The following is a 12,722-nucleotide window of genomic DNA, read 5'->3' as shown; positions in this document are numbered from 1 at the left end:
CGAGCCAACCTGCCTTCCTCTTTCTTCCCACCGGCTGAATCATGAGCGCTTCTGAGACTGCCCCTGCTGGATCACTGTCTGCCAAAGCCAAGTCGCGTCGTGTGTTGACGACGCGGGTGTTGCTGGGGCTGATGTTACTTATTCTCGTGCTGGGAGTGCGGTTTGTGCTGCATCTGGTGCTGCCGCGGAGTTATGACGCGCGGGGAGAAGTGCTGGAGATTGAGTTGCCGCCGAAGCAGCCGGAGTTTGAGGGGCTGTTTTATTGTCTGCGCGAGCAGCCGCTGGGGATCGTGGTGCTGGGGACGGGGAATGGGGGGTGGTCTTACTGGGAGGAGAAGACAGCGACGCATTTATCGGAAGCGGGGTTTGCGGTTATTGGCTGGGATTATCGTAAGTACGTGACGACGCGCGAGTTCACGCATGATGATCTGATTGACGGATTCGTCGCGGCTGTGGATGCGGTCTATGAGCGGACGGGGTGCGATCAGGATATTCCGATCTGGTATGGCGGGTGGTCGACGGGGGCCGAGCAGTCGGTGGCGGCGGCTTCGTCGTCGAGGCGTCCAGAGAATCTGGTGGGGTTGTTGCTCGCTGCCCCGGCGTCGCGTGGGCGGTTTGGGCTGGAGACGAGTGATCTGCTGGGGGTGCTGCCGACAGGGCCGGACAGCTTTGCGATGACGGACATGGCGCCGGGGCTGGATGGTTTACACGTGGCGCAGTTTGTTGCGGGGCTGGACCCGATGGGGGATGTTGCCTGGCTGGAGGCGTTAAAGACTCCGTACCGACGATTCGAACTTCCCACCGCGCTGCATGATATGGGGGGCGCCGGGCCGGCCTTTCAAGGGCTCGTCGACGAGGCGATCCGCTGGAGTCTCGAGGGGACTCGCTTTGAGGGCAGGGTTGATTTCTGAATCGTTGCTGGAGGAGTTCGAGGAATCGTTCTGATCGATGACGACGGCGCGGTTCTTGCGACCTCGGCTGATCAACGTCGTCATGTCTCTGAGGATTCGCGGGAGTGCTAAGCCGCCGGGGGAGGCGAGGTAGCGAGCGGTCCAGATGGGATCGAACTTGTTCTTGTAGTTTCGCAGGCCTTCGAAGCTGTAATAGGATTCGCCGTAGCGGTAGACGAGGGAGGCGACCTGGTTCCAGAGAGGCGAGCGTTTGCCGCCTTCGATGCCGGAGAGGGGAGCCATGCCGAGGTGAAACCAGACGTAGCCTTTGGCTTTGGCCCACATGAGCAGTTCGGTGAAGAGATAGTCCATGATGCCGCTGCGGTCGTCGCCGATGTAGCGCATGAGGTCGATGGCAATTTCTTCGGGATCGTCGGTCATCCACAGAGAGGCGAAGGCATGGACGACGCCGTCTTTCTCGACGATCGCGCAGGGGCTGCGACGGAGATAGTCTTCGTCGTAGAAGCCGAGGGAGAAGCCTTTTTCCTTGCCGTTCTTGGACTTCAGCCAGGTATCGGATACGGACTTGAGCTGGGCGAGGTAGGGCGTGATTTCGTTCGTGGCGAGGACTTTGAAGGTGAAGCCTTGCTTGGTGTGTTTGTTGCGGGCGGTGCGGAAGTCCTGACGTCGTTTGCCTTCGAGGCTGAAGTCGGCGAGTTTGACGCGGGCTTCTTCTCCGAGTTTCAGGAGGGAGAAGCCCTGGTCGACGTAGACGCCCATGGTTTCTGCGGAGACCTGATAGAAGACGGGCCAGCCGTCGTAGCGGTCGACGAGGTCGCGGAACTGGCCGATGAGTTCGGGCCATTGTTCCTGCGGACCGACGGGGTCACCCATGACGACCCAGCTGCGACCTTTGACGGCGTACATGAGGAAGGACTCGCCGCTGGGGTGGAACAGGAGGGCTTTGTCTCGCAGGTAGACGAGGTTGGAGGAGGCGCGTTTTGATCTGGCGACGATGGGGGTTGCTTTGGTGATCTCATCGATGGTCGGGGCGTGGGTTTCGTCGACTCGGCCGCTGCCGAGGAGTTTGCTCAAGCCGAAGATGAACAACAAGAGGATGGCGCCGAGTTCGGCGCGGAGGAAGCGGGAGGCGTGGCCGTTGAATTCGAACTGCCACCAGAGGTCGTTGGAGTAGTCGATGTGCTTGTAGGCGAACAGGCCCAGCGAGATCGAGGAGATGACGACGACAGCGACCATGAGCATCCATTGAGTCGTCAGGCTGGGAGTCGTGATGGAGCCGACGCGGTAGAACTCACGACGGCAGGCGAGGAGGACGGCGAGCAGGAAGATGGAGGAGAAGGCTTCTTCAAAGTCGAGGCCTTTCATCAGCGAGAAGAGCGTCCCGGCGACGAGGAGTCCGACGGTGATCCACCAGGCGGCTCGCATGCGGCGCTGGAGAGGTCGCGCGAGGACGAGGAGGCAGGTGCCGGTCAGGCTGGAAAGAAAGTGGGAGGCTTCGACGGCTTGCAGGGGGAGAATGCCGACGAGGAACTCGAAGCGTTTTTCAAGGGCGGGGGTTGCACCGGAGAGGACGAGGATGGCTCCGACGACGAGGGTTCCGAATGAGACGACGGTCGGGCCGATCATGCTCAAAGCAGACGAGATGCCTGCGGAGGCTTTGCTGACGGAACTGCGGTAGCCGGCGAGTTCGTAGACGGCGAGAGTCAACAGGGAGATCGCCAGCGGGATGATGAAGTACATCAGGCGGAAGGTGAGGAGGGTCGCGAGAAGCTGGTCGGGCTGGATGCCGGGGAGTTGGCTGATGACGACGAATTCGAAGACGCCCAGACCGCCGGGGATCTGTGTCACGCCCATGGCGAGGACGGCGAGCAGGAAGACTTCGGTGAAGTGGATGAAGTTGACGGGAGCACCGGGGGGTAGGAGGACGTACAAGCAGCCGGCGCAGGTGAGCATTTCTGCGACGGAGGCGAGCATCTGGTAAATCGTGGACGAGAGCGAGGGGAGCTTGAGTTCAAAGCTGCCGAGGGTGATGGGGGTGCGGCGCCAGGCCGTCAGTCCCAGCCAGAGGGCAACGCCGGCGAGGATGGCGATTCCCATCGGTCGGACGGACCAGGGGAGAGCGAGGGCTTGGGGCATCGCGATCGGATCCCAGGCAAAGAGGACGCCGGCGAGGGTGAGCAGGCCGATCCAGAAGGTCGCACCAAGCATTGCGATGATGGCGACGATTTCTGTCGCGGAGTATCCCCATGAGCCGTAGAGGCGGGTGCGGATGGTCGAGCCACCGAGGAGGGGGCCGAAGTTGTAGCTCATCGAGTAGCCCAGGAACGAGACCATGGTGGTCTTGGCCCAGGAGAGGTTCTTGCCGAGCTCACGGTTGGCGAGCCATTCGTAGATGACGAGGATGCCATAGTTGACGAGCGCGAGAACACCGCAGGCGAGGAGCTGCATCGGGGTGATGCGGGTGAGGCTTTCACGCAGCTGCAACAGCGTGATCGAGCTGAGCTCTTTGCGCAGGAAGATGATCGCGACAATCAATATCAAACACGTCAGGCCAGGGACGACCCAGCGACGGAAGATTGTCGAACTTGAAATTCGTTGAGTCATTAGATTCGCCCGCAGCAAGTCTCAGGACATGGCTAAAAAGCCGGTTCGATCTCAAATCAAGCATCGTCCTGACGTCAGTTTGAGGCAGCCCGCCTCTTTGATCGGCTCGCCCTGATGCGAATCCTCGACGTTCTTTATCTCGTTGTTATGATCTTTTAAATCCCTGCAATTGTTTCCACCCTACATCGAAAGACGCCCATCGATGAGTATCCAGCCGTTCCAGAACTCCGGACTGAACCGTTATTCCTCTCGACTGACTCAACCGAAGACGGCTGGGGTGTCACAATCCATGCTTTATGCGGCGGGATTAAAAGATGACGACATGAGCAAGGGACAAGTCGGCATCGGGGCAGTGGCCTATGATGGTAACCCGTGCAATATGCATTTGTCACGTCTGAGTGACCTTTGCCGCGAATCAGTGATGAACGAAGGTTTACTCGGGATGCGGTTTTCGACCATCGGCGTCTCCGATGGTATCGCGATGGGAACCGAGGGGATGTCGTTTTCTCTGCCGTCGCGCGACACCATCGCCGACTCGTTTGAGACGCAATCTTCCGCGTTTTATTACGATGGGCTCGTGATGCTGCCGGGCTGCGACAAGAACATGCCTGGGTGTCTGATGGCGGCGGCCCGGTTGAATCGACCGACGTTGATCGTCTACGGCGGGACAATCAAGCCGGGGTGTCTGAACGGCAAGCCGCTGGATGTGGGGGACTCGAACGAGTCGTATCAGAAGTATGCCACGGGGCAGATTGATGACGAGCAACGTCGGGCGATCAATCGGAGTTCCTGCCCAGGGCCGGGGGCCTGCGGGGGGATGTTTACGGCGAACACGATGGCGGTCGCGATGGAAGCGATGGGGATGACGCTGCCGTATTCGTCGTCGATCCCGGCTGAGGATGACGCCAAGCCGAAGGAGTGTGCAAGTATCGGTTCGTCGATCAAATACCTGATGGAACACAATATCTGTGCGCTCGACATCATGACAAGAAAGTCCATCGAGAACGCGATTGTAACGATGATGGCGCTGGGTGGGTCGACGAACGGAATTCTGCACCTGTTGGCGGTGGCTCGGGCGGCGGAGATTCCGTTGACGCTGCAGGACTTCCAGGCGATTTCCGAGAAGACACCGCTGATTGCGGACATGCGACCATCGGGGCGTTATGCGATGATCGATCTGCACAACGTCGGGGGAACACCTGCCGTGATGAAGTATCTGCTGAAAGAAGGGATGCTGCACGGGGATTGTCTGACGGTGACGGGCAAGACGGTGGCCGAGAATCTAGCGGCTCTGCCGGATCTCAAGCCGGGGCAGGATGTTGTCCGGGCGCTGGACAAGCCGATCAAGAAGACGGGGCATTTGCGGATTCTGTTCGGGAATCTTTCGCCGACAGGGGCGGTCGCGAAGATTACAGGGAAAGAAGGGGAAGTCTTTACGGGACCTGCGAAGGTTTACGACTGCGAAGAAGACATGCTCGCAGCGGTGCATAAGAAGGAGATCGTGAAGGGGGACGTCGTTGTTATTCGGTACGAAGGGCCCAAGGGTGGTCCGGGGATGCCGGAGATGCTGGCCCCGACTTCTGCGATCATGGCGACGGGACTGGGGAAGGACGTCGCCTTGATTACAGACGGGCGTTTCTCAGGAGCCAGCTACGGCTTCATCGTCGGCCACGTCACCCCAGAGGCCCAGGTCGGCGGGCCGATTGCGCTGGTGCAGGTCGGGGATATGATCACGATCGATGCGATCAAGAACGAGATCGTGCTGCATGTCAGCGATGAGGAACTCGCGCGACGACAAAGCGAATGGGTGATGCCGCCGTTTCGGGTGACGAAGGGAGTGCTGGCGCGGTATATCCGGACGGTGAAGCAGGCGAATGAGGGGTGTGTGACGGATGAGTGAGGGGGGAGCTTAAACAGTTATGTCTCGTAAAAAAGATCGAGCAATTTCGACATTTGATATAGATCAAATCAAGAGGCTCACTGTTATCGCAGTAGTCTCAAATGATCGCATTATGCAGAAAGTAGTTTTCAAAGGAGGAAATGCGCTTGATCTGGTATATGGAATTTCCACCAGATCTTCCCAAGATCTTGACTTTTCGATTGAGGATGAGTTTGAAGATATTCAGTTCGTTGAGCGTGAATTGACCTCATCACTTCAGTTGGTTTTTTCTGAGAAGGGGTTATCGGTATTCGACGTAAAGTTTTCAAGTGTGCCACCGATCATGTCTGATGACATGATCGGCTTTTGGGGTGGCTACAAACTTGAGTTCAAAATCGATTCTTCTCTTGATAGCAGAAGCATGTCACTTGAGCAAAGGCGACGAGTGGCTCTGAGACCAGCGCCTAACCTGTCCCAAGTATTCTCGATTGACTTCAGTAAACATGAATATTGTGGTGGAAAGATAATTCATTATTTTGATGGCTATCAGTTGTTCGTTTACAGTTTAACAAGCATTGTTTGCGAAAAGCTTCGTGCAATCTGTCAGCAGTTCCCAGAATACGCCAGTCTGGTACGCAGCCATAATCGTCCTCGCCCAAGAGATTTTGTCGACATTCATACGTGCTTGATGGCTGAGGAAATTTCCTTTCATTCGCAAGCATTCCGTACGCAACTAGCTGCAACATTTAAAGCCAAGCACGTCCCTTTGAACCTCCTCGAACGCCTTTCGGAAACAAGAGCATTTCATGCACAGGATTTTCGACTGGTTATTGATACGACTAAACCAGGAAAGATCCTTCTGAGTTTTGACGAGTACTTTGACTTCATTGCCCAGCAGTGCTTAAAGCTGGAGACCTTTTGGTACGAATAATCTCCACTCAGGCACATACACTGTATCTTGCATATCGTGCGTGAGATAGAAGTCGAACTCAAATCCAAAGTCTTTGAGCATTCGAAGCTGAAAGTTCTCGAGTTTTTTTGTTCGTTCTAAATAGAATCCGATGCATTGATGGAACGGATATCCGTAGTTCATTCGCCGAAGATATGAAGCAATTCGATTGACTGATACCCTGTCAGCTGCATTAGAAAATGCTTCAGCTACTTCAAAGACTCCTCCGGAATAAATGGGGCGCACTGCTAAATCAATTAAAGTTCGTTCCAGATCGGTGACATTCAAGCGTAAATCACCGTGCTGGAATTCTTTCACCCCAAGTCGATCGGTGTTTTTTCCATTAAGCCAGTAAATCGTCAAGTCTTCGTAAGTAACGAAATTTGATGTTGTCCTGCAGCTTCCACTGTATGCTCGATCTATTGCTTCTTGCGATAACTCTGCACCGATACCAGAATTCGATTGCTCAACGTTCAAATAAACCGAATTTGGTGCCTGCAATGTTAAACCGTGTAGATTTGCTGCAGTCAGGTGCGAGAAATAAGCGTCTGAGTGAAGATTATTGAGTACTTCCCAACGTGTAACATCTCCCCATGAAAACAGGATCACTTTTCTATGAGGAAATGGGAACAGGTGTCTTCTTAATTTCGAAGATTTGACAAGAAACTCGACAAACATTCGAACCGTCGTCGCCTCTGTTAAACGCCAAAAATCACGATTTGCTCGTAGAATTTTCGCAATGTCTCGCTGTGAGATTATGGTTCGCCCTTGCTGATCAAACTCAGATTCGATGTCTTTTTTAGCAATCGATAAGCGTGTACGACCTGCCAATGCGACTTCTCCTGGTATAATGCGTTACTTGTAACGCATTATACCATTGTAAATGACTTTGTTTCAACTGCATATTTCCACGAATCTGTCGTATCGTGTTACCACAAAAGAGAATAAAAATTAACAACCAAAGATATTGACATCATTAACATGTTCCATGTAGTATAAATACTACATGGAACGCTTAAGTTCAATGACGATTGGTCAGATATGTTCACTCTTGCCAGCCAAACCAAAGGGCGAACAGCATCTCAAATGTTCGCGAATAAAGGCATTTTGTTGGCGAGGGAGACGTATTTGAAGGGGGTGGAGCTGCGGGTTTATCAGGATGGTTCAGGGGTTTGTTGCTGATAGGAGAGTCGATGGGGATGTCAAAAGAGATGTTTCCGCCGGTTGAAGTGAAGAAGGGGCTGCGAGCAGCCCAGATGATGGGATTCTGTGGTTTCGGGGCCGCCGCGGCTGTGGGGGGAGCGCTGGGAGATATACGACTGGTCATCGTCATTGGGTTTGTATCCGCGCTTTTTGGGTGGGTTCGCTTTGCTTCGCCTTCACGACCTGCCACTGCGTGGAAACTTGTCTTCGTCTATGTTGTGACGACAGCTATTTTTGTCTTTGCCTGGGAAATGATATTTCCGCCACGCTTCAAGATGTCTGCGTGGTCGATGCGAGAATTTTTTTATCCAGCGTATCTGTGCTGGATCTTTTTGGTTCTAGCACCATTCCCATGGTTGATGTTGAGACCACCGGTGTCGCCGATGGAGCTGCAGGGGGATTCGGCATCGAATGCGGATTGATGGTCCGCACAGACCCTACGGGATCTGATTAGCTGCATGGTTGCGTTGTGAACTTCGCAGAGGTCCCTCATCCGTCGGCGAAGCGCCGCCACCTTCTCCCCGGGGGAGAAGGGACAAGAGGGAAGACTATGCAAATCACCGGACTTGCAGTTCCGGGTAGTAGCGTTGTTGCAGCATCGTGAGCATGCCGAGTTCTTCTAGTTCCAGGAGGGTTTGGTCGAGTTCTTCCAGGTGGGGCCAGGCGGGGCGGGTGGCGATGGCGTCGTATTGGTAGGTGAAGGGGTCGGCGACGCCGAAGTCGGTTTTGGCGTTGTGTTTTTCGAGGATGTGGGTGAGGGCGTGGGTGTCGAAGACGACGGCTTGGAAGTGGTTGGATTTGAGGCCAGTGACGAGGTCGTCGATATGTGCGACGGTGCGGATCTTTTCGATGCCGTTGCGTTCGAGGAGGCCGACGGAGGAGCTGTAGTCTTTGGTGCCGACTTTCATGCCGCGGAGTTGGTCGAGGCGTGAGTACATCGGGACGCGGTCGGCGGCGCGGTGGAAGCGGACCCAGCTGTCGGCGACGGTGGTGACCATGAGCCAGCCGATGGCGACGGTGACGAGGCCGAGGATGCGGAGCTCTTTGGCGTTGGGATCGACGCGGTCATTTTTGATGTCGGTGGGGGCGCCGCCGAGCATGACCTGGAGGACGCGGAGGCTGGCGTCCCAGGTGTGTTCCCACCAGGGCTCGCCTTCTTTGTGTTCGGTGAAGCGGGCCAGGATGGCGATGATGACGGTGATGGCAACCAGGCCGAAGACGGGCGGGAGAATGATCAGGCAGCGTTCCCACAGCGGGACGGGGTCGACGAGCGGCGACATGACGGAGTAACCCGTCTTGAGATATGGGTAGGAGAAATCGACGCGCTGCTCGCGTTCGAGAGTCGGTGTGAGGCCCGCGAGACCGACGTCGGCTTCGCCTTTTTCGAGAGTCTGGATGAGGGTTTCGAGGTCGGGGACCTCGGTGAATTCGCATTCCCAGTTGCGCCGGTGGGCGACGGCGCGGAGGGCGTCGACTTCGAGACCGGCGTAGCTGCCGTCGGGTTGGATGATGACGACCTGATCGTACGCATGAACGACGACGCGAACTTTAATGGGAGCGGGATGGGGCTGGCTGAAGGCGGTGTTCTGGGAAAAGAGAATAGCGAATGCGGCGATCAGGAGGTGAAGCGGAGATCGGATACGATTCGTCATTCGGGGCGGGCTTTCGTCCTTGTGGCGAAGGGTTGATTGGGTTGAGAAATCAGCCACGCTGGATCATAGGCATGTGCTCTCAACTATTGCTAATGGGAAATTGTCTGTTTGGCAAATCGTGTGTGTGAAAGTTGCGACTAGCTCCTCAGGCAAGGCATCGTTACGATCGTTGTTAGAGGGTTGAGTCATTGTGAGGAGGAACGGTTCGATGCGAATTCTGGCTGTATTGATAATGTTGATGGTGGGGCGGCTGGGGATTGGTGCGGAGGTTAAGTCGCCGAATGTTGTTTTCATTCTCGCCGATGATCTGGGGTATTCGGATCTGGGGTGTTATGGCGGGGAGATTGCGACGCCGGTGCTGGATGGATTGGCTGCGAATGGGTTGCGTTATACACAGTTTTATAACACGGCGCGATGCTGGCCATCCCGGGCGGCGTTGATGACAGGGTACTATGCGCAGCAGGTGCATCGGGATGGGTTGCCGGGATTTGGAGGCGGGAATGGGGGGAAGAATTCTCGGCCCGAGTGGGCGAGGTTGCTGCCGGAGTTTTTGAAGGGGAAGGACTATCGCTGTTATCACAGTGGGAAGTGGCATATCGACGGGAAGGTGCTGGAGGCGGGGTTTGATCGGTCGTTGGACATGCGCAATCAGGGGAACTTCTTCACGATGAAGGGGAACGCGATCGATGATGTGCCGGTGAAGGATGTGGATGAGACGAAGCCGTATTACTCGACGATCGCGGTTGCGGATCATGCGATTGATTGTTTGAGGGAGCATCAGGAGAAGTACGCCGACCGGCCGTTCTTCAGTTATGTCGCGTTCATTGCTCCTCACTTTCCGTTGCATGCGATGCCGGAGGATATTGCGAGGTACGAGGGTGCGTATGCGACGGGGTGGGACCTGTTGAGAGAATCGCGTTATGCGAAGCAAAAAGGGCTGGGGTTGATGACGACATCGCTGTCGGAGTTGGAAGTTGAGGTCGGGCCGCCGTATCACTTTGCGGATGCGTTTGAAAAGCTGGGGCCGGGGGAAGTGAATCGTCCGTTGCCGTGGGTCGAGCTGAATGAGGTCCAGCAGAGATTTCAGGCGAAGAAGATGGCGATTCATGCGGCGATGGTTGATCGGATGGATCGTGAGATCGGGCGGATCGTCGAGCAGTTGAAAGCGGCGGGGGAGCTGGAGAATACGCTGATCTTCTTTGCGTCGGACAATGGCGCGAGTGCGGAGATCATGGTCCGCGACGGGGGACATGATCAGAGCGCGGAGCCGGGGAGCCAGAAGAGCTATTTGTGTTTGGGTCCTGGGTTTTCGAGTGCTGCGAATACGCCGTTTCGTCGGCATAAGACCTGGGTGCATGAAGGGGGGATCAGTACGCCGCTGATTGTGCATTGGCCGAGGGGGATCAAGGCGAAGGGGGAGTTGCGTCATACGCCGTCTCATCTGATTGATATCGTGCCGACGGTGCTGGAGGTGGCCGGGGTGACGAAGCCGACGATTTGGGAAGGGGAAGCGATTTCCGTTGCGCCGGGGAAGAGTCTGGTCGCGTCGTTCAAGGAAGATGTCGTCATTGAGCGGGAGTCGTTGTGGTGGCTGCATGAGGGGAATCGGGCGGTCAGGCAGGGGGACTGGAAGCTGGTTGCTGCGAAGGGAGAGGAGTGGGAGTTGTATGATTTGTCGACAGATCGGGCGGAGACGAAGAATCTGGCGGGGGAGCATCCGGAGAGGGTGAAGGAGTTGGAAGCGTTGTGGGTGAAGGAGCGGGATGAGATTGTGGAGTCGGTGAAGGTGTCGAGGGGGGAGTAACGGTTGTTATCTCGCGAGTGATCGAGGATAAAAAGGATTCGTCGAGTCTGGCGTTTAATGCGCGCTCGACTGGGGTCAGCTAACGATCCTGACCCAGCCACCCGATTTCGAGGCCATCAGAGTTCAGATCAGAGCTGTCGTCTCGCAATGCAAAGAAGCGGCTCACACGGAGGTTCGCCCTCCCGATCCCAACAAACATAATAGCAGAGAGAAGAAGGAATCATGGACAAGCAATATCGTCTCACGCCAGACCAGATGAAGCCGTTGATTGAGAGTACGCAGGGGTGTTTGGCGACGGATCGGATTACCGTTGATGGGGAGCCTGTTGGCTACATGCAGCGGGAGGAGCCGTTGAGTGAAAATGACTCGGGGTGGCGGTTCTTTGCGGGGGATGAGTCGGATCTGTATTTGCAGCTGGCGCAGAACCATGGGTTTCATACGCTGAATGCGATTTGCAACTATGATCCTGCGATCATTCCCTTCCTGGAGTATGAAACGCCGTGTGCGTTTCTCCGGGCGGAGGAAGGGGATGAGTTTGATGAGGTCATGTATGACCCGAATGGTGATGACGAGTAAGCGTCTGTTTGAAAAATGGGAAAAGACTGGGAATCCTTCACCACAAAGTCTCGAAGGACACAAAGTTTCACAAAGAGAAGTCAAGTGTTCGAATTGAGAGCTCGACACAAAATCAACCTGCCAAAGTTTCTCATACCGCTTTGCTCATAGATCAGAGTGTCACGGATTCCATTTCCGGAACTCCTTCGTGAGCCTTTGTGTCCTTTGAGCCTTGGTGGTGAATCCCGTCAGGAGTTTTGATGGCTCAGCATGAATTTTCAAATCGCTTCTAAGCACGACGCAACGCGTCAGGCACCGGGTTGTCGAGCGCTGAGTTCTTCGACCTGGTTTTTGAGCTGGTTGATTTCTCGCTGTTGCTGACGATTCTGGACGCGAGCTCGTCGACGTGCGCAGCCGAGTTCGGTGAATGTGGTTGCGAGCAGGCAGGTGATGAGAAGCAGGTTTGTGATGCGGCGCATAGAGGTGTCCGTTGGGGGATGGTCATCGAGCCTGGTCGATGTGCACGGACGATATCTTGTTTGAGGATGGAAGGGGTCAGGGTTTTGACTGGTGGGGTGCGGTTTTGAAAAAGCTGCTTAGACGGGGAGCTTTTTACAATGGAGGTGAATGCGCTTCCTGTCGGGCGCGGCTCTGATGGGTGCGTAAAAAAACGCCTGTCTGGAGAGACAGGCGTTGTATGATTTCTGAGGTTGTGGGACGATTACCAGCGGCGGTCCCAGCGGTTGCCGAGGCGGTCGAAGCGGTTGTCCCAGTAACGGAACGTGCGGTTGAGGCCGCGGTCGAGCTGGCGGAGGTCTTGTCGGACGCCCCAGTAGCCACGGACAGGGCCGCGATAGACAGGGCGACGATATCGACCGCGATAAACGCGGGCTTCTTCTGTGTGGTTGATTCTTGCGGAGGCGGAAGGATCAGCCACTGGTTTGACTGGTTCAGTCCCTGCGAAGAGGGTTGAGGTACCGATGAGGGCCGTTGCGATGGAGGTGAGAATCATGTTGTTCATCTTCGTGTCCTTTCAAAACTAGACTGATGTAACGAAAGGACTACTTTGCAGCCAGCGTGCCAAAGCTGGGTAAATTGCGCGTTCTCAGGGGTTAGGACGAACTCACTCACATGTTTTGCTTGATGAGCGACCAGTTTGCAGGGT

Annotated in this window: 10 protein-coding genes; 5 read left to right on the top strand and 5 right to left on the bottom strand. The window is 55.6% G+C overall.

The window, feature by feature from the left end; genetic code table 11:
- Positions 1 to 767 precede the first annotated feature (767 nt).
- Entirely contained in the window at positions 768 to 3,515 is a 2,748-nt protein-coding gene (mprF, locus tag SH248x_RS18590; RefSeq protein WP_459555814.1) for a putative bifunctional lysylphosphatidylglycerol flippase/synthetase, read from the bottom strand.
- 202 nt (positions 3,516 to 3,717) lie between these two features.
- On the opposite strand from mprF, the gene ilvD reads away from it, so the two are divergent.
- Both ilvD and SH248x_RS18580 read left to right on the top strand, forming a co-directional pair.
- Entirely contained in the window at positions 3,718 to 5,415 is a 1,698-nt protein-coding gene (gene ilvD, locus SH248x_RS18585; protein WP_459555813.1) for a dihydroxy-acid dehydratase, read from the top strand.
- Between the two features lie 19 nt (positions 5,416 to 5,434).
- Positions 5,435 to 6,325 (top strand): nucleotidyl transferase AbiEii/AbiGii toxin family protein, encoded by an 891-nt coding sequence (locus tag SH248x_RS18580; protein WP_459555812.1) that lies wholly within the window; start codon positions 5,435 to 5,437, stop codon positions 6,323 to 6,325.
- On the opposite strand, the gene SH248x_RS18575 is transcribed toward SH248x_RS18580, so the two are convergent.
- Positions 6,296 to 7,174, bottom strand: coding sequence for a type IV toxin-antitoxin system AbiEi family antitoxin domain-containing protein (locus SH248x_RS18575; RefSeq protein ID WP_459555811.1), 879 nt, complete (start codon positions 7,172 to 7,174; stop codon positions 6,296 to 6,298). The two genes, SH248x_RS18580 and SH248x_RS18575, sit on opposite strands and share 30 nt — an antisense overlap.
- 368 nt (positions 7,175 to 7,542) lie before the next feature.
- Between SH248x_RS18575 and SH248x_RS18570 the strand changes: the two genes are divergently transcribed.
- Complete coding sequence (locus tag SH248x_RS18570) at positions 7,543 to 7,968, top strand: hypothetical protein (RefSeq protein WP_459555810.1); 426 nt, start codon at positions 7,543 to 7,545, stop codon at positions 7,966 to 7,968.
- A gap of 135 nt (positions 7,969 to 8,103) precedes the next feature.
- Here the strand turns inward: SH248x_RS18570 and SH248x_RS18565 are convergent, their stop codons facing one another.
- Positions 8,104 to 9,198: a type 2 periplasmic-binding domain-containing protein gene (locus tag SH248x_RS18565; protein WP_459555809.1), complete on the bottom strand. Its 1,095-nt coding sequence runs from the start codon at positions 9,196 to 9,198 to the stop codon at positions 8,104 to 8,106.
- Positions 9,199 to 9,406: 208 nt separating this feature from the next.
- On the opposite strand from SH248x_RS18565, the gene SH248x_RS18560 reads away from it, so the two are divergent.
- Together SH248x_RS18560 and SH248x_RS18555 are read left to right on the top strand one after the other, a co-directional pair.
- Positions 9,407 to 11,002, top strand: a complete 1,596-nt coding sequence (locus tag SH248x_RS18560; RefSeq protein ID WP_459555808.1) for an arylsulfatase — start codon at positions 9,407 to 9,409, stop codon at positions 11,000 to 11,002.
- A gap of 222 nt (positions 11,003 to 11,224) precedes the next feature.
- Positions 11,225 to 11,578: a DUF2185 domain-containing protein gene (locus tag SH248x_RS18555; RefSeq protein WP_459555807.1), complete on the top strand. Its 354-nt coding sequence runs from the start codon at positions 11,225 to 11,227 to the stop codon at positions 11,576 to 11,578.
- Between the two features lie 287 nt (positions 11,579 to 11,865).
- Here the strand turns inward: SH248x_RS18555 and SH248x_RS18550 are convergent, their stop codons facing one another.
- Both SH248x_RS18550 and SH248x_RS18545 read right to left on the bottom strand, forming a co-directional pair.
- Positions 11,866 to 12,036, bottom strand: a complete 171-nt coding sequence (locus SH248x_RS18550; RefSeq protein WP_459555806.1) for a hypothetical protein — start codon at positions 12,034 to 12,036, stop codon at positions 11,866 to 11,868.
- A 242-nt stretch (positions 12,037 to 12,278) separates the two neighbouring features.
- On the bottom strand, positions 12,279 to 12,578 hold the full coding sequence (locus SH248x_RS18545) for a hypothetical protein (protein ID WP_459555805.1): 300 nt from the start codon (positions 12,576 to 12,578) through the stop codon (positions 12,279 to 12,281).
- Positions 12,579 to 12,722: the final 144 nt, after the last annotated feature.

The organism is Lacunimicrobium album (genome assembly GCF_052161635.1).
GTDB lineage: Bacteria > Planctomycetota > Planctomycetia > Planctomycetales > Planctomycetaceae > SXPC01.
Note: the sequence above shows the minus strand (reverse complement) of the source record. Positions and strands in the feature narration are given on the sequence as shown.

What these genes read in the sequence shown, in the direction of transcription:
- mprF (WP_459555814.1), bottom strand. Translation starts at nt 3,515, where the DNA reads ATGACTCAACGAATTTCAAGTTCGACAATCTTCCGTCGCTGGGTCGTC.
- ilvD (WP_459555813.1), top strand. Translation starts at nt 3,718, where the DNA reads ATGAGTATCCAGCCGTTCCAGAACTCCGGACTGAACCGTTATTCCTCT.
- SH248x_RS18580 (WP_459555812.1), top strand. Translation starts at nt 5,435, where the DNA reads ATGTCTCGTAAAAAAGATCGAGCAATTTCGACATTTGATATAGATCAA.
- SH248x_RS18570 (WP_459555810.1), top strand. Translation starts at nt 7,543, where the DNA reads ATGTCAAAAGAGATGTTTCCGCCGGTTGAAGTGAAGAAGGGGCTGCGA.
- SH248x_RS18565 (WP_459555809.1), bottom strand. Translation starts at nt 9,198, where the DNA reads ATGACGAATCGTATCCGATCTCCGCTTCACCTCCTGATCGCCGCATTC.
- SH248x_RS18560 (WP_459555808.1), top strand. Translation starts at nt 9,407, where the DNA reads ATGCGAATTCTGGCTGTATTGATAATGTTGATGGTGGGGCGGCTGGGG.
- SH248x_RS18555 (WP_459555807.1), top strand. Translation starts at nt 11,225, where the DNA reads ATGGACAAGCAATATCGTCTCACGCCAGACCAGATGAAGCCGTTGATT.
- SH248x_RS18550 (WP_459555806.1), bottom strand. Translation starts at nt 12,036, where the DNA reads ATGCGCCGCATCACAAACCTGCTTCTCATCACCTGCCTGCTCGCAACC.
- SH248x_RS18545 (WP_459555805.1), bottom strand. Translation starts at nt 12,578, where the DNA reads ATGAACAACATGATTCTCACCTCCATCGCAACGGCCCTCATCGGTACC.